The organism is Lysobacter enzymogenes, assembly GCF_023617245.1.
Lineage (GTDB): Bacteria > Pseudomonadota > Gammaproteobacteria > Xanthomonadales > Xanthomonadaceae > Lysobacter > Lysobacter yananisis.
The window spans coordinates 4160258-4181801 of the sequence record NZ_CP067396.1 but is presented as its reverse complement, the minus strand read 5'-3'; the positions used below and the strand labels follow the sequence as shown (position 1 = coordinate 4181801).

The following is a 21544-nucleotide window of genomic DNA, read 5'->3' as shown; positions in this document are numbered from 1 at the left end:
TTCGGCCAACTCGACGAGCGCAACAGCCATTGCGGTTGCCGTTGCTCGTGCCCGCCCCCGAGCGCGATGCAGCCGTTCCGCAGCCCCGAAGGGCGTGCGCATGGATGCGCACGCGCGCCATGGGACATGGATGTCCCTTATGGCGCGGCCCCGCGCCCCTTTCGAGCCATAGTGGCTCTTGATCCGAAAAAACAAGGCCTTTTCTTTGGTTACTTTCTTTGTGGCTTAAGACAAAGAAAGTGACCCGGCCGCTTGCGGACGGAAGCTCTTGATGGTGGCTTGTCGTCAATTGCCACCACGGCAAAGGCAAGAGCAGCAGCAAAGTCGTGTGGATCCCGGCGTTCGCCGGAATGACGGTCTGGGAGGTTCGTTGCTTCAAGAAGCGGCGGCGGGGCTGCGTCGCTTCGGTTGGATTCCGGCTTTCGCCGGAATGACGGTCTGGGAGGTTCGTTGCTTCAAAGAACGACGGCGGGGCTGCGTCGCTTCGGTTGGATCCCGGCTTCCGCCGGAATGACGGTTTGGGAGGTTCGTTGCTTCAAGAAGCGGCGGCGGGGCTGCGTCGCTTCGGTTGGATTCTGGCTTTCGCCGCAATGACGGTCTGAGAGCTCCCTCGCTCCACGCTGCGCCGGCAAGCAGAAGCGCAATCCTCGGTTCACGCCAACGAACGCCGAACCCATTCCAACACAAGCCAAGACCGCCCCCTCACCACGCCCACCCCCACCAACGCTGCTATCGTTGAACACCCCCACCGCAAGCGTTCGCCCACATGAGCGCCCCCCCTCCCGAATCCCGCCCCACCGCACCGCTGTCCGCGCGCTTGCTCGCCGCCGCCGGCGCGATCCTCGCCGCGTTCGCGGTGGCCCTGTCGGCCTATGCCGCGCACGCGGCCGCCGATCCGCACGCGCAGGCGCGCTTGCACAGCGCGGCGGTGTTCGCCTTCGGCCACGGCATCGCCCTGGCGGCGCTGGCGCCGCAGGCGCGACGCGCCTTCACCCGCGGCGTGTTGGGCGCGTTGCTGCTCGGCGTGCTCGGCTTCGCCGGCAGCCTGGCCGCGGCGCACTTCTTCGGCGCATCGACCCGGCTCGCGCCCTACGGCGGCAGCCTGATGATCCTGGCGTGGCTGGCCTACGCCGCCGACGCGGTGCGGCGCTGACGTGCCGCGCCAGGTCCGCGGGTTCGACGCGCAGGCCGCGCACGCGCATCTGAGCCGCAAGTGCCGCCGGCTCGGCGCGTGGATGAAAAAGGTCGACCGGCTCGAGAACGGGCCGATCCCGGACGATGCGCGTTGGCGCCAGCGTTTCGATCCGGTCGATGCGCTGGCGCGCGCGATCTTGTTCCAGCAGCTCAGCGGCAAGGCCGCTTCGACCATCGTGGGCCGGGTCGAGGCGGCGATCGGCAGCGCGCGCCTGCACCACGACACCTTGGGCCGCTGCGACGACGCCACCCTGCGCGCCTGCGGCGTGTCCGGCAACAAGCTGCTGGCCCTGCGCGACCTGTCGGTGCGCGAGGCGCGCGGCGAGATTCCCGACCTGCGCGCGATGGCGCACATGGACAACGACGCCATCGTCGCCGCGCTGGTGCCGATCCGCGGCATCGGCCGCTGGACGGTGGAGATGATGCTGATGTTCCGCCTCGGCCGACCCGACATTTTGCCGGTGGACGATCTGGGCATCCGCAAGGGCGCGCAGTTCGTCGACAAGCTCGACGCGATGCCGGCGCCGAAGGCGCTGGCGCAGATCGGCGAGCGTTGGGGGCCGTATCGGACCTATGCGAGTTTGTATCTGTGGCGGATCGCGGACATCGGGTCTGGGGTGGCGAAGCCGGTGGATCGCTCGCAGGGGTGAGCGGTGGGATTGGTAGTAGTCGTGGCTTGCGTTTGGGGTGCGGTTCGGGGCGTTCTTGCGGTCGCTTGCTGTAGGAGCGGCGCGAGCCGCGACCGCGCCATCGCGCCTGTAGCGAAAGTTACGGCGTAGTTGCGTTGCCGCGGTCGCGGCTCGCGCCGCTCCTGCAGGCGGATACGCAACTTCACGGCCGTCGTTCCGGCGGAAGCCGGAATCCACACGACTTTGTTGTTGCTCTTGCCTTTGCCGTGGTGGCAAGTGACGACAAGCCACCATCAAGGGCTTCCGTCCGCAAGCGGCCGGGTCACTTTCTTTGTCTGAAGCCACAAAGAAAGTAACCAAGGAAAAGGCCTTGTTTTTTCGGATCCAAAGCCACTATGGCTCGTAGCGGCGCGGGGCTGCGCCATAAGGGGCATCTATGCCCCATGGCGCACGCGCGCATCCATGCGCGCGCCCTCCGGGGCTGCGCGGCGGAGGCTTTGCTCGGGGTTGCGTCCGGGCGAACAGCAACAGCGAGATCGAAGTCGATTCCGGCTTTTGCCGGTTTGCCGGTTTGCCGGAATGAGGGCGCGAGGGACGTGCGGCTTCGGGATGCGGCGGCGGGGCTGCGTCGCTTCGGTTGGATGGCGGCTTTCGCCGCAATGGCGAGGTGGGCTGTTGCAGAGGCCAGGCCGCTTCGGCGTCCAGGCGGTTCAGTGCGCGGCGGCGAGCAGGATCAGCGACGCGGGCCGCTGGGTCTGCGGATGCACGGGTTCTTCCAGGGCGCGCAGCGTCAGGCCGCTGCGCTGCAGTAGTGCCAGCCAGCCGCCGAGGGTGCGGAAGTACCAAGGCGCCGGTTCGCCGAAGTCGCCTTCGCAGCCGGCCCAGCTGCCGTCGCGCCAGCCGTCGCGGTAGGGCGCGTCGGCGTTGGCGGTGGGTGGGTGCAGGGTCTGGATCAGGACGTGACCGCCTTCGTTCAAGTGCGCCGGCAGGGCCGCCAGCAGGGCGTCGACGGCGGCGCCGCCGAGCAGGGAGAAGTTGCACACGATCAGGTCGAAGCGCGCGTCGAGCGCGCCGGCGGCGATGTCTTCGTAGCTCAGGCAGGCGTAGCGCTGCGGCGGCGCGGCGGGATCGGCGCGACGCGCGGCCTCGATCAGCGCGGGCACCGCGTCGCTGCCGCGGGCGTCGATGCCGTGGGCGAGCAGGGCGCGGGTCAGCCAGCCTTCGCCGCAGCCCAGGTCGAGCGCGCTGCGCGGCCGCAGGCGCGTGGCGGCTTCGACCACGGCGCGGTCGGTGACCAGGCGGCGGCTTTCGATCGCCTGCGTGCGCACGCTGCGGGTCCACGGCGCGGCGTTCTCGCGCCAGGCGGCGAGCACGCGCGCGTCGCTGTGGCGGACGTCGTCGGCGCTCATCGCATCGCCCCGCGGTTCAGGCCGGCGGCGCGTAGCGCCAGTGCCAGGGTTCGTAGACGATGCCGTGCGGGTTGCCGCGCGGATAGCTCATCGCGAAGCCGTGGCCGCCGGCGTGGTCGCGCAGCCAGGCGAAGGCGGGCGTGCGTTCGAACGACTCTTCCGCCGGCGGTTCGCCGGGCGCGCCGATGTCCAGCGCCAGTCCGCTGTGGTGTTCGCTGTAGCCCGGCGCGGCGTTGACGGTGAGGATCTCGTCGACACTTTGGCCGCGCGCGCGCTTGCGCTCGAAGATGCCCAGTTGGTAATCGTGGCTGCGATAGCCGGAGATCGATTCGAGCGCGATGCCTTCGCGCAGGGCCGCGTCGCGCAGGTGGGTCCAGGCGCGCGCGGCGGCCGGATGCAGCCACAGCGGCCGCCGGTAGCGGTCGAAGCCGGCCAGGGCCAGGCGGTCGGGTTCGGCGATCAGCTCCAGGCCGGTGCGCGCCTGGTAATCGGCGGCGTCGAGGCCGAGCGCGTCGAGACGCTGTTCGAGCCGGTCCAGCGGCAGTTCGGCGACCCGCAGCAAGCCTTCGCGGCGGTAGTCGACGATGCGTTCGAGCGCGTCCAGCGCGGCGTCGATGCCGTCCTCGCGCATCAGCCGGTGCACCAGCGGCAGCACGCCCTCGGGCAGGTCGGCGGCGAGGAAGCGGCCGTCGCGCTTGCGCCGCAGCACGTGGCGCGCGCGCGCCAGGGCGCGGGCGTCGGCGTTGCTGCGCGCGCGCAGCAGGCCGCCGGGCCAGAGTTCGATGTCCGGGGTGTTGATCAGGACGTGGCCGTGTCCGCGCATGCGGGCAGGGTAGCGCGCATGGCGGAACGTTGCCATGGCAGCGCGGGGGAGCGGGCTTGCGTCATGGTCGCGATGTTGCAGGCGGGGCGGAGCTGCGGCCGCTCCCTGTAGGAGCGACGCAAGCCGCGACCGCGACACCCCAGATACCGCGAACGCTTCGAATCTATGCCGCCGCTCAGCCCGGCCGCTTGAAATACAGCCGGGTGCCGAGCACGCCCGGATCGTGCTCCACCGCGACCAGTTCCCAGCCTTGCGCGCCCTGGCGGTCGAGTTCTTCCTGGATGCGCTCGCGCATCGGCGCTTCGAACAGTTTGTAGGTCAGTTCGACGACCAGGTGCTTCCATTGCGGGTTCATGCGTCTTCCTCGGGCGATGGGGGCGGCGACGGCGGCGGTTGCTGGCGCGGCAAGCGGCCGTTCCTGCGCAGCGCCTCGCGCAGCACATATTCGATCTGGGCGTTGAGCGAACGCAACTCGTCGTCGGCCCAGCGTTGCGCCGCGGCCAGGACCTCGGCGTTGATCCGCAGCGGATAGGCTTTCTTCTCGCTCACCGGCGGCCGGTCCGCGGGTCGTCGCGCGGGGCGCGATAGTCGCGCTTGAGCCGCGACAGCGCGATCAGCATCGTCGCCGCCAGGCCGTTGACCGAGACCAGCAGCAGCACGGTGACGACGAGGATGCGGTTGTAGTCGCCGTGGGCCCAGTAGAAACCCAGCGCGGCCAGGAACATCGAGATCGCCACCAGCGCCAGCAGCCGGGCGAAGCGCGCGGCCGCGGCGGCCGGGTCGCGCAGGCGCGCGGCGTCCAGGCCGTTGATCAGGCGCAGGTTGCCGCGCGCGACCAGCACCGCGGCGACCAGCACCGGCAGGCCGCTGACCGCCATGATCAGCGGCAGCACCAGCGCGTTGTCGGGCAGGTTCATCGCGCGGTCCTCAGTACAGGCTGCCGGTGTTGACGATCGGCTGGGTGCCGCGCTCGCCGCACAGCACCACCAGCAGGTTGCTGACCATCTGCGCCTTGCGCTCCTCGTCGAGCTGGACCACGCCGTTCTTCTGCAGTTCGGCCAGGGCCATCTCGACCATGCCGACCGCGCCGGCGACGATGCGGGTGCGCGCGGCGATCACCGCGTTGGCCTGCTGGCGCTGCAGCATCGCCTGGGCGATCTCGGCCGCGTAGGCGAGGTGGCTGATGCGCGCGTCGATGATGTCGACGCCGGCGTCGGCGAGGCGTTCCTGCAGTTCCTGCTTGAGGTGCAGCGAGATTTCGCTGGCGTGGCTGCGCAGCGACAGCTGGCCGTCCTCGTGCTGGTCGTAGGGATAGCTGGTGGCCATCGCGCGCAGCGCCGATTCGGACTGGATGTGGACGAAGGTTTCGTAATCGTCGACGTTGTAGACCGCTTCGGCCGAATCCACCACCTGCCACACGATCACCGCGGCGATCTCGATCGGGCTGCCGTCGAGTTCGTTGACCTTGAGCTTGCCGCTCTCGAAGTTGCGCACGCGCTGGCTGACCTTGCGCTTGGCGTACAGCGGATTGTTCCAGCGCAGGCCGTTGTCCTTGACCGTGCCGACGTACTTGCCGAACAGGCTCAGCACCGCGGCCTGGTTGGGCTCGACCATGTACAGGCCGGCCAGGCAGACCAGGGCCAGCACGGCGAGCGCGACGAAGGCGAGCGCGCCCCAGGTGACCGGGCTGTCGGGGCCGGTGACGGTGGCGATGAAGCCGTAGCCGCAGCCGAGCAGGACCAGCAGCAGGACGAGCAGGGCCGGGATGCCGGGCAGGGACTGGATCGGGTTTTCTTTCATGGCGGCTCGTCCTTGGGGTTCTGATGGGTATTGATATCATATTGATATCAAGTCGTCAGCGGCCGTCGGTCGGGACGATGGGGCCCGGAGCCGCTGTGTAGGAGCGGCGCGAGCCGCGACCGCGGGGTGGCCGCTGGCGGCGGAACTGTTGGGAGCTGGATCGGGGAAGCGTCCGATTGGACGGGCTTCGGGGAGGGCGCTTGCGTGCGTCGCTGCGGTTGCTCGCGGCTCGCGCCGCTACTGCAGGAAGTGAACCGGTTTACGGGGCGATCCGGTACAGCGGCGCCGGGATGAACTCGCCGGTGGCGTAGAGGAACCGGCCATCGGCCGACCAGCCCAGGGCCTCGGCCTGCGGCAGCCACGGCAGTTCGCTGACCCGCGGCGGGCCGGCCACGGCCTGGGCCCAGTCCTGCTGCGGCTGGCGCGGGTACAACAACAGGTAGCGGTAGGTCATCACCGCCAGGGTGCGGCCGTCGGGCGAGACGTCGGCGGCGGTGACCTGGCCCTGGATCCTGGCCCGGAACGGGTTGTTCTGGCGCAACTGCGCGTCCGGCTCGGGAATGCCGGCCAGCTCGCCGAGCCGGGTCGCGGTCTGCAGCGCGTTGCCGGCCGGCATCAGCGGCAGCGAGAACAGCTCCGGCGGCTGGCGCTTCTTGGAAATCAGCAGGACCTGGCGGCGCGCCACGTCCACCGCGACGGCCTCGCAGTCGCGCGCGCCGTCGGGCCAGCGGAAGGCGATCGACCAGGCCGGCTTGAGCCGCGCGTTCTCGATCTTGTCGGGTTCTTCGATGACGTGCAGTTGCAGGCTGCGGCGCAGCCCGCCGTTGTCGCCGGTGTCGGCGATCAGCAGGTAATGGCGGCCGTCGAGCTCGAAGGCGGCCATGTCCTCCCAGTCGGTCTTGATCGCGCCCTCGATCCGCGCGGTGGCCAGGCGGTCGCCGTTCTCGGCCACGGCGAACAGGCGCTCGGGGTTGCCGCCGTCGTCGTGCATCCACAGCACGCCGGGGTGGCGGCGCGAGGCGGCCAGGCCGCTGATCTCCGACAGCTGCGGGTCCAGCAGCATCCCGGCCAGCTCGCGGCTGCCCGGCGACGGCGGCTGCGCGCGCTGCGCGCGCCACCACGCCAGCCCGCCGGCCAGCGCGGCCGCGAGCAGCGCGCCGGCGGCCAGCCAACGCCAGCGGCGCGGCGCGCGCGCGGCGCCCGGGACGGCGGAGACAGCAGGGGCGGCGGCACGCTCGGCGTGCCGTTCGGACGCGGGGGACATGAGCCACAGCATCGCATGCGCCCCCGCCGCCGCCATAGCCCGGCAAGGCCGCGGCGGACGCGGAAAGTTAGACTAGGCTCATCCGCCCCCACCGTTTTCGAGGTTGCACGCCATGACCACGCTCGGCACGCCGTTGTCCCCGCACGCTTACCGCGTGCTCCTGCTCGGGTCGGGCGAACTGGGCAAGGAGGTGGCGATCGAGCTGCAGCGCTTCGGCGTGGAAGTGATCGCCGCCGACCGCTACGCCGACGCGCCGGCGATGCAGGTGGCGCACCGCAGCCACGTGCTCGACATGCTCGACGGCCAGGCCGTGCGCGCGCTGATCGCGGCCGAGCGGCCGAACCTGATCGTGCCGGAGATCGAGGCGATCCACACCCAGACCCTGGTCGAGCTGGAAGACGAGTTCGCCCGCCGCGGCAGCGACACCCGTGTGGCTCCTACCAGGATCATCCCGACCGCGCGCGCCGCGCGCCTGACCATGGACCGCGAAGGCATCCGCCGCCTCGCTGCCGAGACCTTGAAGCTGGCGACCTCGCCGTACCGCTTCGTCGACACGCGCGAAGACTACCGCGCCGCCGTGGCCGAGATCGGCCTGCCGTGCGTGGTCAAGCCGGTGATGTCGTCCTCCGGCAAGGGCCAGAGCCTCGTGCGCGGCGACGCCGACATCGACAAGGCCTGGGACTACGCCCAGACCGGCGGCCGCGCCGGCGCCGGCCGGGTCATCGTCGAGGGCTTCATCGACTTCGACTACGAAATCACCCTGCTGACCGTGCGCCACGCCGGCGGCACCACCTTCTGCGCGCCGATCGGCCACCTGCAGCGCGACGGCGATTACCGCGAGAGCTGGCAGCCGCAGCCGATGAACCCGGTGGCGCTGGCGCGCGCGCAGGAGATCGCCCGCGCCATCACCGACGACCTCGGCGGCTTCGGCGTGTTCGGCGTGGAATTGTTCGTCAAGGGCGACGAGGTCTGGTTCAGCGAGGTCTCGCCGCGCCCGCACGACACCGGCCTGGTCACCCTGATCTCGCAGGACCTGAGCGAATTCGCACTGCATGCGCGCGCGATCCTCGGCCTGCCGATCCCGACCATCCGCGAACACGGCCCGTCCGCGTCCTGCGCGGTGCTGGCGCAGGGCCACGGCGTGCCGGTGTTCTCCGGCGTCGACGCGGCGCTGGGCCAGGTCGACACCCAACTGCGCCTGTTCGGCAAGCCGCGGGTGGAAGGCCACCGCCGCGTCGCGGTGACCTTGGCCCTCGGCGGCGACATCGACGAGGCCCGCGCCAAGGCGCGCGAAGCCGCCGCGCAGTTGCGGATCGAATTGCGCTGATCGTGGTCCAAGCCGCACGACCCTTCGCACCGGAGCGACGATGAACGAGACCCAGGGCTACGCCGTGTTCTTCTTCCCGCAGGCGCTGGAGGCGCTGGGCGAGGCCATCCGCCCCTACCTGCTCGACGGCCCCGGCGGCCCGCATGTGCTGTGCAAGGAGATCGACACCGGCGGCGCTTTCACCGAGATGACCCTGGAAGGCCGCACCTCCGAAGGCCGCGACCTGACCCTGGAACTGATGGTGCCCGGCAACATGGTGCGGATGATCGTATCCGCGCACGGCGAGGGCTCGTTCGGCTTCGGCCCGCGCAACGCGCCGCGTCCGGCGGCGAAACCGGCCGCGGCGGCGTCCATGCCTGCCGCCGCGCCGGCGTCGTCGCCGGCGCAACCGCAATCGCCGCCGGTGGTGCCCGCGCCGGACGCGCCCGCGCCGGCGGTGCCGGACGCGCCGTCGCCGGTGATCGCGAGCGAAGGCAAACCGAAGTAAGCGCACGCGGAGGGAATTGTTTTTTGTGGGAGGGGCTTCAGCCCCGATGCTTCGCATTCCGGTCGCGTCGCGACCTTAAAGAGCGTCGGGGCTGAAGCCCCTCCCACAACAGCCCGGGTGCGGGGCGCGGGCGGGGTGGTGGCTCGCTCCCGCCTCCTGGTTTACCCTGCGCACGGCCGCGAGAACGCGGCCGTTTTTCTTACACAAGGATTCGTGCCATGCAAGGCAACACCATCACCCTGTACCGCCCGGTCGGCCCCAACGAGCTGGCCCGCCTACGCGAGAACGCCTTCAAGCGCTGGCCGCCGCGGTTGCCGGAGCAGCCGATCTTCTATCCGGTGACCAACGAGCGTTACGCCGCCGAGATCGCCGGGCGCTGGAACGTCAAGGACAGCGGCTACGGCGCGGTGACCCGTTTCGAGGTCGACGCGCAGTTCATGGCCCGCTACCCGATCCAGAAGGTCGGCGGCGCGCACCACACCGAGTGGTGGGTGCCGGCGGAGGAACTGGACGCGCTCAACGATCACATCGTCGGGCTCATCGAGATCGTGCGCGAGTTTCGCGCTGAGTGAAGCGGGATGGGCCCGCCGAGTGTGGGAAGGCCTTCAGGCCCGACGCTTTCCGAGCCGTTCGCCGCGACCTGAGCCGAAAGCGTCGGGGCTGAAGCCCCTCTCACAGTCGTCGGGCTCATCGAGATCGTGCGCGAGTTTCGCGCTGAGTGAAGCGGGATGGGCCCGCCGAGTGTGGGAAGGCCTTCAGGCCCGACGCTTTCCGATCCGTTCGCCGCGACCTGAGCCGAAAACGTCGGGGCTGAAGCCCCTCCCACAGTCGTCGGCCTCCTCGAGATCGTGCGCGAGTTTCGCGCTGGGTGAAGCGGGACGGGCTTGCCGAGTGTGGGAGGGCCTTCAGGCCCGACGCTTTCCGATCCGTTCGCCACGACCTGAGCCGAAAGCGTCGGGACTGAAGCCCCTCCCACGGCAGCAGGCCGTGCGGATCGGGACAGTTCGCTGCGATTGCGGCAGAACTTGGCGTCCGCCGATGCGGCTCTCAGTCCATCGCGCAGCCGCCTTCGATCCACGCCTGCAAGCCGCTGCCGACCGCGACGAAATCCGCCTCGCTCATGCTGCCGTGCCCGACCACGAACACGGTCGGCGGCGTCAGCGCGGCGTGCACCACGACCGCGCGGCCGCCGCCGTCGTCGCCGACGGTCAGATAGCCCGGACAGTATTCGCGGGTCTCGTAGGTTTCGTTGCGCTCGACGATCTCGTCGGCCGGATACAACCGCACCGCGCCGATCTCGCGCCCGCCGTGGGCGAGCACGAACGCGCGCAGCGGCGCGGCGAGCGCCGCGCCGTACCACCGTTCCGCCCGCGCCAGCGCCGCCTCGCTCATGCCTGCGTCGCGAAGTGGCGGGTGACCGCGGCGACGATCTTCTCGATGTCGTGCGCGTAGAACCCCGACGAGTTGAAGGTGTTGAACTCGATCACCTTGTAGCCTTCGTCGGTCAGCGCCACGTCCATGACGCAGGTGCGGTGCGGCAGCCAGCCGTCGGCCAGCGACTGCGCCGTCTCGTACAGTTCCGGCCGCGCCACCGCGTTGGCCAGGCGCTGCCCGGCGATGCGGTACGACGAGCCGTCCACGACCTGCCCGTCGACCACGAAGAAGCGCCACTCGCCGTGCAGCTTCTGCACCGGCGCCACGATCACCTCGGTGTCGCCGTCGAAGCTGTAGTTGCCCGAGTCCACGCTGCTCATCCAGCGGCGGATCTCGCGCGCGACGGTCACCGTGCCGTCGAAATGCTTGAGGTCCTGCACCGGGCGCACGAACCACCGGCTGTCCTCGTCTTCGTCCTGCATCGCGGCCATGCACTCGCGCACGCTCATCTGGCGCACGTGTTGGTTGAGCATGTCGTCGCGATGGCGGTTCCAGGCGTCGACCCGGAACGCCGCTTCATCGAAGCACAGCCCGCGCCAGCCGCGCTTTTGCGCCAGCCGGGTGAGCTTGGTCGCGCCGTAGGGAATCACCACGCCGTCGAGCGGCGGCACCTCGTTGCCGAGTTCGTCGGAGAACGGGACGACGAGAACGTCCTGCACGCGCGCGCCGGCGTCTTCGGCGGCGGACCAGACCCTGCGGATCTGCTCGTCGGCGATGAAATTGGTCTGGATGGCCCAGGTGACGGGCGTGCTCATGTCGGATCCCTCGGGTTGCGCGTTCGCCGCCGATCCTGCGGCGGCGCGCCATGCTAGCGCCTCGACGCCAGGACTAAACGCGCCCGCCGTTCGGCGACGACGGAAGGTCTGTGCGAAGCGCCGGCGCGCGATGGCGCCCGCGGCGATGGCGCGGCGACCGTCGGCGGATAGCCGCCGACGGCGGGTTCACTTCGCCAGGTCCACCCACACCAGATGGTGATCGCTGGCCTCGGAGATCTTCGCGTCCGGCGTTCCCGCCTTCGGCCAGAACACGCCCGTGCCCTCGACCTTCCAGCCGCGCGAGGGCAGCACGTAGTCCAGCCGCAGCGTTCCGGCCTTCGGGCCGAAGTCGCCGGTGTGGGTGGCGATGTCGCCCTTGCGCGCGAAGCCGTAGCCGCGCGCGCGTTCGCCGGCGCCTTCGCTGCGCGGCACGTGGGTCGAATCCACGCGCGGGTGGTCGAGCAGTTGCCTGATCGCGCCGGGCACGCCGTCGCCGTCGACCGGGTCGGCGTTCATGTCGCCGACGATGACGAAGCGCGCGTCCGCGGCGAGGCCGCCGCAGCGGCCCTGGTCGTCGCACAGCCACGACGGCGAACCGCCGTCGAGGTAGCGCGCCCACAGCCCGATCTCATCGAAGTTGCGCGCGCCGTTGCGGTCCTCGGGGCCGTCGAACACCGGCGGGGTCGGATGCGCGGCGAGGAAGTGCAACACGCCCAGCGGCGTTTTCACCGGCACGTCCCAATGCGATTTCGACGACAGCCGCATCTGCGGCCACACCGCCGCGGAGTACCACGGCTTGCCGGTGGAGGGATCGCGCGGCTGGCGCGCGTTCGGCAGGTTCGCCCACTTGAAGGTCTGGAAGCTGCGCACCGCGGCGGCGTCGATGGGGTACTTCGACAGCACCAGCATGCCGTACTGGCCCGGGTGCAGGCCGTAGCCCCAGGCGTCGTTGCCGCGCGCGCGGTCGCCGCGCGCGGCATCGCCGGATTGGCCGTCGCCGTCCAGGTCCAGGCCGCTGGGCACGCCGGTGTTGACCGGGGCGAGGTAGCGATACGGATAGCGCAGCGCCTCGCCGCCGCCGGGCTGGGCGACTTCGAGGTAGTCGCGCTGGAACAGCTCGGCCGCGCGCTGCTGCGGGTCGTAGTCGAATTCGTTGAGCAGGACCAGGTCCGGCCGCACTTGCTGCAGCACCGCGGCGATCTTGCGCGCGTTGTCGTCGCCGGCTTCGAAGCGCTTGATCAGGCCGCCGTCGGCTTCGTCGTACAGCGAGGTGTTGTAGGTGGCCACGCGCAGCCGCGCGGGCGCGTCCTGGGCGCGGACGTAGGCCTGGGGATCGCCGTGGACGTTCACTTGCGTGCAGGCCGCGAGCAGGGCCGCGGCGAGCGCGGCGCAGGGAAGAAGGAGTCTGGACATGCGCGCGATGATCGCATGGGCGAAGGTTGGCAGCGTTACAGGCCGGGGCGGGTTGCAGGAGGCGGGGAATCGATCGGGGCGACGCGGAACCAGGGCAATGGCCGGGCGCTTCGATGCCGCCCGCCGCCCGTTCGCATCGTTGCCCTGCGGCCTTGCGCCAAAAAAAAAACGCCCCGGACAGGCCGGGGCGTTCTCGTGCCGCTTGCGCGGCGAGTTACAGCGTGCAGCCCATCGCCGAGTACTGGGCCTTGCTCTGCTCCAGCGCGGTCTTGCAGGCGCTGGCCAGGGCGGCCTTGCCCTGCGGGGTCGAGGCGGCCTGGGTCCAGGCGGTGCGGCTCTGCTCGAGCGCGCCTTCCAGACCGGCGCGCTGCTCGGCCGGGACCTTGTCGGTCAGGCAGGCCTGGACCTTGGTCAGGTAGTCGTCGCATTCCGGCACGCCGACGCTGGCGGCGGTCGGGGCGGCGGCCGGCGCGGCGGCATCGGCCGGGGCGGCCGGAGCGGCGTCGGTCGGAGCCGGCGCCGGGGCGGCGGCGTCGCCGGCCGGGGCGGCCGCGGCGTCGGCGGCCGGAGCGGCGTCGGCGGGCTTGTCGGCGGGCTTGTTGCAGGCGGCCAGCGCCAGGGTAACGGCGGCGGCCAGGAACAGGACCTTCACTTTCATTGCGGACTCCATGTGGCGGTAGGTGATGAGGGTGGCGGCTCCATTGCCAGGCCAGCGAGTGGCGCCATCCCGCACGTCGTGGTTACGACGCGGCTACGAGATACACGACCTGAACGTGACGCGTGTTACGAATGTGTAAAAACCCGCCAATCGCGGCCATCGAAGGCCTCCAACGGTCGGAACCGGCGCTTGTAGTCCATCTTCGGATGGCCGGCGATCCAGTAGCCCAGGTACAGATGGCGGCGGCGCTCGCGCCGGGCCCATTCGATCTGGCGCAGGATCGCCAGCGTGCCCAGGCTGCGGTCGGCGAGGTCGGGGTCGTAGAAGGTGTAGACCGCCGACAGGGCGTCCTCGACCACGTCGGTGACCGCGACCGCGAGCAGGCGGCCGTGGCCGGCCTCGCGCAGTTCCAGGAAGCGGTTCTCGCTCCAGCTGCCGATCAGGAACTGGTCGAACTCGATCGCGCCGTGGCCGTCCATGCCGCCGCCGCTGTGGCGCGAGGCGAGATAGCGCTTGTACAGCGCGAGTTGCTCGGGCGTGCGTTCGGCGCGGTGCACGCGCATCTCCACCTGCGCGTTGCGCGCCAGGCAGCGGCGCTGGCTGCGGTCGGGCATGAAGCGGTCGACCGGGATGCGCACCGCGACGCAGGCGCGGCAGCCGCTGCAGTGCGGACGGTAGACGATGTCGCCGGAGCGGCGGAAACCCCAGCCCAACGCGTGCGGATACCACTCGCGCAGGCGCGGGTCGCGCGGATCGAGCACCAGGTCGCGGGCGATGCGCTCGGGCCAGTAGCCGCAGGCGTGCTCGCCGGTGTGGAACAGGCGGAGGTCGTCGCTGTCCGGCTGCTGCGGTTGCGTGCCCATGGCGGCAGCATAGCGCCGGGTCGGTGAGTTGCGCATGCAATGGCTCCCGGTTCGAGAACGAAGGGCGATGGCGCGGCCGCGGACGCCGCCGGCGGCGCGCGCGCCGGCCGCGCCGCGCCGCGCCGCGGCTGGCGCCGGGCTGAACCGGCGCGGGTCCTTGTCAACCGCCACGCGGCCAGGGCGTTGATCCGGTCATCGGCGCCGCGGTGGCGCCCGCCCGCAGGAGTCCACGATGAATCGTTTTCCCCTCTACCTCGCCGCGATGACCGCGGTCGCGATGTTCGCCGGCGCGGCGACCGCGGCGTTCGCCGCGCCGCAGGCCGGCGGCGACGGCGCGCAGCGCCCGCGCATGAAGATCGACGCCAACGGCGACGGCGTGATCACGCGTGAGGAAGCGGCCAAGTTCCCGCGCCTGGCCGAGCGCTTCGACGAGCTCGACAAGAACCGCGACGGCAAGCTCGACGCCAGCGAGCGCCCGCAGCGCCGCGGCGGCCGCGAGCACGGCGGCCGTCACGGCGGCGCCGGCGGCGCGGCCCGGCTCGACACCGACGGCGACGGCCGGATCAGCCAGGCCGAGGCGGCCAAGTCGCCGCGCCTGGCGAAGAACTTCGCCGCCATCGACGCCAACAAGGACGGCTACATCGTGCGCGGCGAACTGCGCGGCTACTTCCAGCGCGAGCGTCCGAAATGGGAAGCCGAGCGCGCCCAGCGCTTCGACGCCAAATTCGCCGAAGCCGACCTCAACCGCGACGGCAAGCTCAGCAAGATCGAAGTGCAGGAAAAGATGCCGCGCCTGGCCGCGCAGTTCGCCTTCCTCGACGAGAACCGCGACGGCTTCCTGAGCAAGACCGAGCTCAAGCCGGACGGCAAGCGCTGACCTCGCAGCGCCCGGGCGCGTTCGCGTCCGGCCGCGCAACCCTCCCTAGCTGTAATTCGGGGCGCCGTGAGGGCGCCCCTTTCTTTTTCGCGCCGCGCGCGGCTCAGCCGAAGCGGCCGTCCTTGTACAGCACCAGCGCGATGCTCGCCAGCAAGGCCACGTTGCTCCAGACGATCGCCGGCTTGCCCAGCAGCCAGCGGTAGCCGAAGCCGGCGCGCGGGTCGCGACCGCTCTCGCGCTGCGCGCGGTCGAGCAGCGGCCCGATCTCGCGCGGCAGCCAGCGCAGCATCTGCCAGTTCATCAGCGCCATCGACAGCAGCAGGAAGGCCGCCGGCGCCAGCCAGCCGCGGCTGAGGGCGAGCGCCGCGAGCAGGCCGAGGCAGACCAGCGCGGCGCTGACCGACATCGCGATCATCATCCGGTAGATCCGCCGGCGTTCCTGCGCGCCGCGCGCGTAGCGCAGCAGGATTTGGGTCATCGCCAACGCGCCGAGGGCGCCGCCGATGGTGCCGCCGATTACGCCGCCGAGCTGCACGCTCCAGCGCGCGCCGTGCTCCAGCGCCTCGCCGCCGCCGGCGGCCGCGAACGGCGCGAGCAGGCGGTCGAGCAGGGCGGCCGCGCCGCCGCCGGCGACGCCGCCGCTGGCCGAGGACGCGCCCAGGCCGAACTTGCCGGCCAGGCTGGAACCGGCCGCGCCGCCGGCCAGGGCCGCGGCGGCGATCGACGGCGGCGCGATCAGGCCCAGGCTGGAGGCGACCAGGGTGGTGAAGCCGACCGACGGCGCGCTGGCGCGGGCGAACGCGGCGAAGCGCTCCATCAGCTCTTCGCGCACCGCGCCGCGCGCGCGCGACAGGCGCTTGCGCACCGCCGCGTCGCTGAGCCCGAGCAGGGCCGCGACCTGCTGCGAACTCTGGCCTTCGCGGTAGTACAACAGCAGCACCTCGCGGCTTTCGTCGGGCAGCGCCGAGATCAGTTCGGCGGCGACCCGGGCGCGTTCGGCCTCCAGCAGCGTTTCGATCGCGCCGGGGGCGGGATCGGCGGCCAGTTCGATCGCCAGTTCCGCGTCCTCGACCGCGCGCGGCTGGCGCACCCGCGCGCGCAGGTGGTCGCGGGCGAGGTTGCGGGTGATCTGGCGCAGCCACGGCAGGAAGCTGGACGGGTTGTGCAGCTTGCGGATGTTCTGCCAGGCGCTGAGGAAGGCCTCCTGGGCGATGTCCTCGCTGGCCTGGACGTCGCGCACCATCGCCAGGGCGATCGCGGTGACCGAGTTCTGGCAGGCGCCGACGATGCGCGAATAGGCGGCGCTGTCGCCGCCCGCCGCCAGCGGCAGGTCGTGGCCGATCAGCGAATCCAGGGCCTGCGCGTTCATCGCGTGCGGCGTCCGGCGTAGGGGCGGTGGGCGGGGCTGCGCATGCGTCGGGCTCCTGGGGTCGGCGGCATCGGCGATGCCTGCGGTCCAAGACGGCGGCGGCGGGGAAATGTGACCGCGCGGTTGGCGGCTGTCGTGGGAGGGGCTTCAGCCCCGATGCTTTTCTGTCGGGTCGCCCGGAACTGCATGGCGACCTGGGCCAAGAGCGTCGGGGCTGAAGCCCCTCCCACAACAGCCGCCTCCCACAACAGCCGCCTCCCACAACAGCCGCCTCCCACAACAGCCGCCTCCCACAACAGCCGCCTCCCACAACAGCCGGCTCCCACAACAGCCGGCTCCGGCAAGGAAGCCCGGCTGGGCTCACCCCATCGCGCGCACGGTCTTGACCGTCTTGACCACGCGCCACTGCCCCTCGACGCGCTCGACCTGCAGGGTCTTGTACACCGCCACCGAACGGTTGTGGTACGCGCTGTACTCGACCGTTCCGGCGTCTTTCGACGTCGGCCGGAACGCGTGCACTTCGATCACTTCCGCAGTCTGGCCGTCGCGCGCGCGGCTGCCGCTGGCTTCGTCGGCGATCTCCTCGCACTGGCTGGCCGGCAGCAGGCGCAGCTTGGGCCGCGCCAGCGCGGTCAACAGCGGACGCGGGGCGTCGCGGCGGTCCACGCGCAGGCATTGGGTCGGCTGGTCGGCCTCGGCCAGCTGCGCGGCGAACACCGCCTGCGCCAGCGCGCGCGGGGTCGCGGCGACGCTGCCGTCGAACGCGTGCGTCGCCAGCGCGGCCTCGGCCGGTTCCACCGCCGGCGCGGCGGCGGGGCGGGTGCGGATGCCCTGGAACAGCGCCAGGCCCATCGCCACCGCGATGCACACCAGCAGGCCGATCTTGATCCGCAGCGCGCGCTTGTCGCCGGGGCGGCGCGCCAGTTCGGCGTCGGAACGGAACCGGTACGGCGCCTGGTGGCTCTGTTCGCCGCGGGTGCTGTCGATCAGCCCGGCCTCGCGCAGCAGGTCGCGCGCGCGCAACTGGTCTTCCGAGCGGATCACCCACACCGTCGGCCGCTCGCCGGCGTCTTCGCGATAGCTGAAGCTGGAGCGGCGGTTGCCCTTGTAGGAGCGGTCGTTGGTGACCCGCACCTCGATCCCGGCCTCGCGCAGCAACTGCGCGACGCCTTCGACGTTCTCCAGGCGCGAACTGGTGAAAACCTGCCTCATGTCATTCCTTCGCCGGTACGTGCGCGGCCGCGTCTGGATCGGCGACGACCCGGATCAAACCTTCCTGCGCGGTGCTGGCGACCAGCCGCCCGTCGCGGTCGTAGATCTGCCCGCGCGCCAGCCCGCGCGCGCCCTGCGCGCTGGGGCTGTCGATCGAATACAGCAGCCATTCGTCGGCGCGGAACGGACGGTGGAACCACAGCGCGTGATCGAGCGAGGCCATCTGCACGTTGGGCTGGTAGTAGCTGATGCCGTGCGGAAAGGTCGCGGTGCCGAGCAGATGGAAATCCGAGGCGTAGGCCAGCAGCGCGCGGTGCAGCTCGGGCGCGTCGCCGACGCGTTCGCTGAGGCGGAACCACACCTGCTGATACGGCGGGCGCTTGGGCGGATTGAGTTCGTCGCGCGGATACACGTGGCGGAACTCGAACGGCCCCTGGCGCGAGAGCCAGCGCTGCACCTTGGTCGGCAGCGTCGCCATCACCTGCGGCGGCACCGGCGGCGCCGGCGCGATGTCCTCGGGCTTGGGCACTTCCGGCATCGACAGCTGGTGCTCGCCGCCGTCCTGCTCGACCTGGAACGAGGCGGCGAGGAAGAAGATCGGCTGGCCGTGCTGGATCGCGGTGACCCGGCGCACCGAGAAGCTGCCGCCGTCGCGGGTGCGGTCGGCCTGGTAGACGATCGGCGCCTCGATGTCGCCGGCCTTGAGGAAATAGGCGTGCAGCGAATGCGCCGCGCGCGGCGAATCCAGGGTGGCCTGGGCCGCCGACAGCGCCTGGCCCAGGACCTGGCCGCCGAACACGTACTTGGTGCCGATGTCGCGGCTCTGGCCGCGGAACAGATTGTCTTCCAGCCGCTCCAGCGACAGCAGTTCGATCAGTTCGGAGACGGGGGAGGAAGTCATCGGCCGGCCGGGTGGGGAGGTCGCGGGGAGTATAGCGGGACGGCGGACACGCTCCGGGCGCGCCGCGGCGGTGCCGCAAGGCTTGCGCCGGCGGCCGCGCGGATCAGGGGCGAAGCCGCTCCAGCCCGCACGCGGCCAGCACCTGCGGCCAGGGAAAGCGCGGGCCGGGATCGCGTTTGCGCGGCACCTGCACGGCCGGATCGTCGCTGGCCTCGACCGTGGCGGTGTCCAGGTCCTCGTGGCCGGCGATCCAGCGCAGCGACGGCAGCGTCGCGCGCAGTTGCGCGAGCAGCGCCAGCAGGGCGTCGACCTGCGCCGGCGGGTAGGCCTCGTCCATCGCCTGGTGGCGCGAATCCAGCCAATGCGGGTAGCGCCCGGTATTGACCAGTTCGATCCCCAGCGAACGCGGGTTGTAGCCGCGCACGTGGTGGGCGATGCGGTCCTCGGCGACATAGCGCAGCGTGGCGCCGTCGCGGTCGATGTAGTAGTGGCCGCTGTTGCCGGTGCCCGAGGCCGGATACAGCACGCGCTCGCCGTATTCGCGCGCCGCGGCCAGGTCCGGCAGCTCGGTGCAATGGATCACTACCAGATCCACCGAGGCCGGATCGCGCGCGTCCAGCCGGGTCTCGTAGGGCAGCGGCGCGAGGACGGAGTTCAGGGGCGGCATGGGCCCGGATGCTACCATTCCGGCCTTGTCCGGAGCCTCGCCATGACCGCCTTGCCGCCTGCAGACTCCGCGCTGGGAACGTTGATGGCCACGCTGCCGCGGCCCGGCCGGGTCGAGTGGATCGGCCTGCGCCCGGCGCGCGGGCAGGCGATGCGCGAGGTCGAGCAGGCGCTGGCCGAGGCCGGCAAGGGCCTGGCCGGCGACCGTTACCAGGGCGGCAGCGGCAAGCGCGGGATCACCCTGATCCAGGCGGAGCACCTGCCCGCGATCGCGGCCCTGGCCGGGCTCGAGTCGGTCGCGCCGGCGCTCCTGCGCCGCAACGTCGTGGTCTCGGGCCTGCCGCTGGTCGCGCTCAAGGGCCGGCGTTTCCGCCTCGGCGAAACCCTGCTGGAAACCACCGAGTCCTGCGACCCGTGCTCGCGGATGGAAGCCGCGCTGGGCCCGGGCGGCTACAACGCGATGCGCGGCCATGGCGGCTGGTGCGCGCGCATCGTCGAAGGCGGCCGGATCCGCCTGGGCGATGCGCTGGTGCCGGTAGGCGATGCGGCCGTTTGAATGCGTTCGACGCGCGCAGGCGGGGATGCGCAATCGATCGGCTTCGGCGCCAAGACGCTCGTTGCGCGGTCGATGTTCCAAGCGACGCGGTCCGCAACCGATCGGCCCTGGCGCCAAGATCATCGTTACGCGCTCCATGCTCCACACGGCGCGATCTGCAACAGCCCGACCCGGTTTCAAGATGATCGCTATGCGCTCGATGCTCCACACGGCGCGATCTGCCACAGCTCGGCCCGACTCCAAGATGATCGTTACGCGCTCGATGCTCCACGCGGCGCGATCTGCAACTACTCAACCTCGGCTCTAAGATGATCGTTACCGGACACTGCATCCTGTCTCATGGCTTCGAAAGCGGCCCCGACGCCACCAAGGTCGCGGCCCTGGCCGAAGCGGCGCAACGCCAAGGCTGGACCGCCGAGCGCCCCGACTACACCGACCTGGACGCGCGCAGCGACGTCAGCCCCTACGGCGACGTGTACGCGCGCATCGAGCGCCTGCTCGCGCTGGCGCGCGAAGCCGCCGAGCGCGGGCCGGTGGTGCTGGCCGGTTCGAGCCTGGGCGCCTACATCTCCGGCGCGGTGTCGATGCAGGTGCGGCCGGCCGGGCTGTTCCTGATGGCGCCGCCGATCCACATGGGCCCGGCGCCGGCGCTGCAGGCCGCCGACGTGCCGCTGAGCCTGCTGCACGGCTGGAACGACGAACTGATTCCCGCCAGCGATGTGATCGCCTGGGCGCAGCCGCGCCGCGCGCGCCTGCTGCTGGTCGACGACGGCCATCGCCTGTCCAACCACGTCGACGCCAGCGCCGCCGCGTTCCGTCGCCTGCTGCAGAGTCTCGACAACGCATGAGCAAGTTCTACGCAAGCTGCGGCAAGGGCCTGGAATACCTGCTGGCCGACGAACTGGCCGCGCTGGGTTGCCAACGCGCCACCGCCGCCACCGCCGGCGCCAACGTCGAAGGCACGCTCGCCGACGCCCAGCGCGCGGTGCTGTGGTCGCGCCTGGCCAGCCGCGTACTGTGGCCGATCGCCGAATTCGACTGCCCCGACGAACACGCGCTGTACGCCGGCGTGGCCGCGTTGCCGTGGCCCGAGCACATGGACGCGGTGCACACCCTGGCGGTGGACGCGCACGTGTCCGGCGAGGCGATCACTCACGCGCGCTACGCCGCGCAGCGGGTCAAGGACGCGGTCGTCGACGTGATGCGCGCGCGCACCGGCGCGCGTCCGGACGTCGATACCGAGGCGCCGGACCTGCGCCTCAACTTGGTGGTGCGCAAGGGCCGCGCGGTGTTGTCGGTCGACCTCGGCGGCGGCCCGCTGCACCGGCGCGGCTGGCGCCAGCATCAGGGCGAGGCGCCGTTGAAGGAGAACCTCGCCGCGGCGGTGCTGCTGCGCGGCCAATGGCCGAAGGTCTACGCCGCCGGCGGCGGCCTGTTCGACCCGATGTGCGGCAGCGGCACGCTGCTGATCGAAGGCGCGCTGATGGCCGCCGACGTCGCGCCGGGCCTGTTGCGCCACGGCCTGTTGCCGCCGACGCGCTGGCGCGGTTTCGATTTCGCCGGCTGGCGCGCGCTGTGCGATGAAGCGCGCTCGCGCGAGACCGCCGGCTTGACCGCGCTGCAGCCGGTGTTCGCCGGCAGCGATATCGATCCGCAGGCGATCCGCGCGGCGCGCGAGAACGAGGCGATGGCGGGGCTGGCGGGGTTGATCCGCTGGGACGTGGCGGCGGTGGAGTCGCTGCAGACCGTGCCGGAGCCGTTGCGTGCGACCGCTGCTGCGCACGCCGACGTTGCGGCGCAAGCGAGCGTCGCTGCGCAAGAGGCATCGCGAGCCTCCGAGCGTCATCCCCGGGAAGGCGGGGATCCAGGGCTTGATCGCGACGATGCTGGCGGTTTGGGGGAGAGCG

Annotated in this window: 25 protein-coding genes and 5 pseudogenes; 11 read left to right on the top strand and 19 right to left on the bottom strand. The window is 71.2% G+C overall.

Features of this window, described 5'->3' with window-relative positions:
• The first annotated feature begins 766 nt into the window (after positions 1 to 766).
• On the top strand, positions 767 to 1153 hold the full coding sequence (locus JHW41_RS17195) for a hypothetical protein (protein WP_078997266.1): 387 nt from the start codon (positions 767 to 769) through the stop codon (positions 1151 to 1153).
• A 1-nt stretch (position 1154) separates the two neighbouring features.
• Positions 1155 to 1844: a DNA-3-methyladenine glycosylase family protein gene (locus tag JHW41_RS17190; protein ID WP_057946895.1), complete on the top strand. Its 690-nt coding sequence runs from the start codon at positions 1155 to 1157 to the stop codon at positions 1842 to 1844.
• A gap of 689 nt (positions 1845 to 2533) precedes the next feature.
• Here the strand turns inward: JHW41_RS17190 and JHW41_RS17185 are convergent.
• The 7 genes from JHW41_RS17185 to JHW41_RS17155 form a co-directional block, all read right to left on the bottom strand.
• Complete coding sequence (locus JHW41_RS17185; RefSeq protein ID WP_250443788.1) at positions 2534 to 3232, bottom strand: class I SAM-dependent methyltransferase; 699 nt, start codon at positions 3230 to 3232, stop codon at positions 2534 to 2536.
• A gap of 16 nt (positions 3233 to 3248) precedes the next feature.
• Positions 3249 to 4055 carry a M15 family metallopeptidase gene (locus tag JHW41_RS17180; protein ID WP_057946897.1) on the bottom strand — a complete coding sequence of 269 codons (807 nt, stop codon included), beginning with the start codon at positions 4053 to 4055 and terminating at the stop codon, positions 3249 to 3251.
• Between the two features lie 175 nt (positions 4056 to 4230).
• Positions 4231 to 4410 carry a hypothetical protein gene (locus JHW41_RS17175; protein WP_057946898.1) on the bottom strand — a complete coding sequence of 60 codons (180 nt, stop codon included), beginning with the start codon at positions 4408 to 4410 and terminating at the stop codon, positions 4231 to 4233.
• A complete protein-coding gene (locus JHW41_RS17170) occupies positions 4407 to 4604 on the bottom strand; it encodes a hypothetical protein (protein ID WP_057946899.1) in 198 nt (65 codons plus the stop codon). The genes JHW41_RS17175 and JHW41_RS17170 overlap by 4 nt, the downstream gene beginning before the upstream one ends.
• Positions 4601 to 4972, bottom strand: coding sequence for a hypothetical protein (locus tag JHW41_RS17165; protein ID WP_057946900.1), 372 nt, complete (start codon positions 4970 to 4972; stop codon positions 4601 to 4603). The genes JHW41_RS17170 and JHW41_RS17165 overlap by 4 nt, the downstream gene beginning before the upstream one ends.
• Before the next feature lie 10 nt (positions 4973 to 4982).
• Entirely contained in the window at positions 4983 to 5855 is an 873-nt protein-coding gene (locus JHW41_RS17160; protein WP_250443783.1) for an SPFH domain-containing protein, read from the bottom strand.
• Between the two features lie 259 nt (positions 5856 to 6114).
• Entirely contained in the window at positions 6115 to 7119 is a 1005-nt protein-coding gene (locus tag JHW41_RS17155) for a hypothetical protein (RefSeq protein WP_250443780.1), read from the bottom strand.
• 112 nt (positions 7120 to 7231) lie between these two features.
• On the opposite strand from JHW41_RS17155, the gene purT reads away from it, so the two are divergent.
• The 3 genes from purT to JHW41_RS17140 all read left to right on the top strand — a co-directional run bounded on the left by purT (position 7232) and on the right by JHW41_RS17140 (position 9505).
• Positions 7232 to 8446, top strand: coding sequence for a formate-dependent phosphoribosylglycinamide formyltransferase (gene purT, locus JHW41_RS17150; protein WP_250443777.1), 1215 nt, complete (start codon positions 7232 to 7234; stop codon positions 8444 to 8446).
• A 40-nt stretch (positions 8447 to 8486) separates the two neighbouring features.
• The gene (locus JHW41_RS17145; protein WP_078997274.1) at positions 8487 to 8933 is read left to right on the top strand and encodes a hypothetical protein; all 447 of its coding nucleotides are present in this window, start codon (positions 8487 to 8489) and stop codon (positions 8931 to 8933) included.
• 218 nt (positions 8934 to 9151) lie between these two features.
• Complete coding sequence (locus JHW41_RS17140; RefSeq protein WP_250443775.1) at positions 9152 to 9505, top strand: hypothetical protein; 354 nt, start codon at positions 9152 to 9154, stop codon at positions 9503 to 9505.
• Here JHW41_RS17140 and JHW41_RS27260 read toward each other — a convergent pair.
• Positions 9457 to 9570: pseudogene (locus tag JHW41_RS27260) on the bottom strand (hypothetical protein); the annotation flags it as partial. The gene JHW41_RS17140 and the pseudogene JHW41_RS27260 overlap by 49 nt on opposite strands.
• Positions 9571 to 9661: 91 nt before the next feature.
• Here JHW41_RS27260 and JHW41_RS27255 point away from each other — a divergent pair.
• Entirely contained in the window at positions 9662 to 9727 is a 66-nt protein-coding gene (locus JHW41_RS27255; RefSeq protein WP_428995561.1) for a DUF6053 domain-containing protein, read from the top strand.
• On the opposite strand, the pseudogene JHW41_RS27250 reads toward JHW41_RS27255, so the two are convergent.
• From JHW41_RS27250 to JHW41_RS17115, 6 genes and pseudogenes are all read right to left on the bottom strand, one after another.
• A pseudogene (locus JHW41_RS27250) lies at positions 9715 to 9870 on the bottom strand (hypothetical protein); the annotation flags it as partial. The gene JHW41_RS27255 and the pseudogene JHW41_RS27250 overlap by 13 nt on opposite strands.
• Positions 9871 to 9980: 110 nt before the next feature.
• Complete coding sequence (locus JHW41_RS17135; RefSeq protein WP_250443772.1) at positions 9981 to 10325, bottom strand: SMI1/KNR4 family protein; 345 nt, start codon at positions 10323 to 10325, stop codon at positions 9981 to 9983.
• The gene (locus tag JHW41_RS17130; RefSeq protein ID WP_250443769.1) at positions 10322 to 11122 is read right to left on the bottom strand and encodes an ATP-grasp domain-containing protein; all 801 of its coding nucleotides are present in this window, start codon (positions 11120 to 11122) and stop codon (positions 10322 to 10324) included. Before JHW41_RS17130 ends, JHW41_RS17135 begins: the two co-directional genes overlap by 4 nt.
• Before the next feature lie 186 nt (positions 11123 to 11308).
• Positions 11309 to 12535: an endonuclease/exonuclease/phosphatase family protein gene (locus JHW41_RS17125; RefSeq protein ID WP_250443765.1), complete on the bottom strand. Its 1227-nt coding sequence runs from the start codon at positions 12533 to 12535 to the stop codon at positions 11309 to 11311.
• A 214-nt stretch (positions 12536 to 12749) separates the two neighbouring features.
• The gene (locus JHW41_RS17120) at positions 12750 to 13193 is read right to left on the bottom strand and encodes a hypothetical protein (protein WP_198944608.1); all 444 of its coding nucleotides are present in this window, start codon (positions 13191 to 13193) and stop codon (positions 12750 to 12752) included.
• 125 nt (positions 13194 to 13318) lie between these two features.
• Positions 13319 to 14056 (bottom strand): arginyltransferase, encoded by a 738-nt coding sequence (locus tag JHW41_RS17115; RefSeq protein ID WP_078997279.1) that lies wholly within the window; start codon positions 14054 to 14056, stop codon positions 13319 to 13321.
• A gap of 232 nt (positions 14057 to 14288) precedes the next feature.
• On the opposite strand from JHW41_RS17115, the gene JHW41_RS17110 reads away from it, so the two are divergent.
• On the top strand, positions 14289 to 14933 hold the full coding sequence (locus JHW41_RS17110; protein WP_057946910.1) for an EF-hand domain-containing protein: 645 nt from the start codon (positions 14289 to 14291) through the stop codon (positions 14931 to 14933).
• Between the two features lie 103 nt (positions 14934 to 15036).
• Here JHW41_RS17110 and JHW41_RS17105 read toward each other — a convergent pair whose 3' ends face one another.
• Positions 15037 to 16302: an RNA polymerase sigma factor gene (locus JHW41_RS17105; RefSeq protein ID WP_250443762.1), complete on the bottom strand. Its 1266-nt coding sequence runs from the start codon at positions 16300 to 16302 to the stop codon at positions 15037 to 15039.
• A 42-nt stretch (positions 16303 to 16344) separates the two neighbouring features.
• Between JHW41_RS17105 and JHW41_RS27245 the strand changes: the two are divergent.
• Positions 16345 to 16500: pseudogene (locus tag JHW41_RS27245) on the top strand (hypothetical protein); the annotation flags it as partial.
• Here JHW41_RS27245 and JHW41_RS27240 read toward each other — a convergent pair.
• The 4 genes and pseudogenes from JHW41_RS27240 to JHW41_RS17090 form a co-directional block, all read right to left on the bottom strand.
• A pseudogene (locus JHW41_RS27240) lies at positions 16434 to 16580 on the bottom strand (DUF6053 domain-containing protein); the annotation flags it as partial. The pseudogenes JHW41_RS27245 and JHW41_RS27240 sit on opposite strands and share 67 nt — an antisense overlap.
• 82 nt (positions 16581 to 16662) lie before the next feature.
• Positions 16663 to 17514 carry a hypothetical protein gene (locus JHW41_RS17100; protein WP_250443759.1) on the bottom strand — a complete coding sequence of 284 codons (852 nt, stop codon included), beginning with the start codon at positions 17512 to 17514 and terminating at the stop codon, positions 16663 to 16665.
• A 1-nt stretch (position 17515) separates the two neighbouring features.
• Positions 17516 to 18415, bottom strand: a complete 900-nt coding sequence (tesB, locus tag JHW41_RS17095) for an acyl-CoA thioesterase II (protein WP_078997281.1) — start codon at positions 18413 to 18415, stop codon at positions 17516 to 17518.
• Between the two features lie 103 nt (positions 18416 to 18518).
• Entirely contained in the window at positions 18519 to 19082 is a 564-nt protein-coding gene (locus JHW41_RS17090; protein ID WP_101943791.1) for an N-acetylmuramoyl-L-alanine amidase, read from the bottom strand.
• Between the two features lie 42 nt (positions 19083 to 19124).
• Here JHW41_RS17090 and JHW41_RS17085 point away from each other — a divergent pair, with 42 nt between their 5' ends.
• The 3 genes and pseudogenes from JHW41_RS17085 to JHW41_RS27235 form a co-directional block, all read left to right on the top strand.
• The gene (locus tag JHW41_RS17085) at positions 19125 to 19637 is read left to right on the top strand and encodes an MOSC domain-containing protein (RefSeq protein ID WP_078997282.1); all 513 of its coding nucleotides are present in this window, start codon (positions 19125 to 19127) and stop codon (positions 19635 to 19637) included.
• A 311-nt stretch (positions 19638 to 19948) separates the two neighbouring features.
• Complete coding sequence (locus JHW41_RS17080) at positions 19949 to 20485, top strand: alpha/beta fold hydrolase (protein ID WP_101943793.1); 537 nt, start codon at positions 19949 to 19951, stop codon at positions 20483 to 20485.
• Positions 20482 to 21492 (top strand): annotated as a pseudogene (locus JHW41_RS27235) (THUMP domain-containing protein); the annotation flags it as partial. The gene JHW41_RS17080 and the pseudogene JHW41_RS27235, both read left to right, overlap by 4 nt.
• Positions 21493 to 21544: the final 52 nt, after the last annotated feature.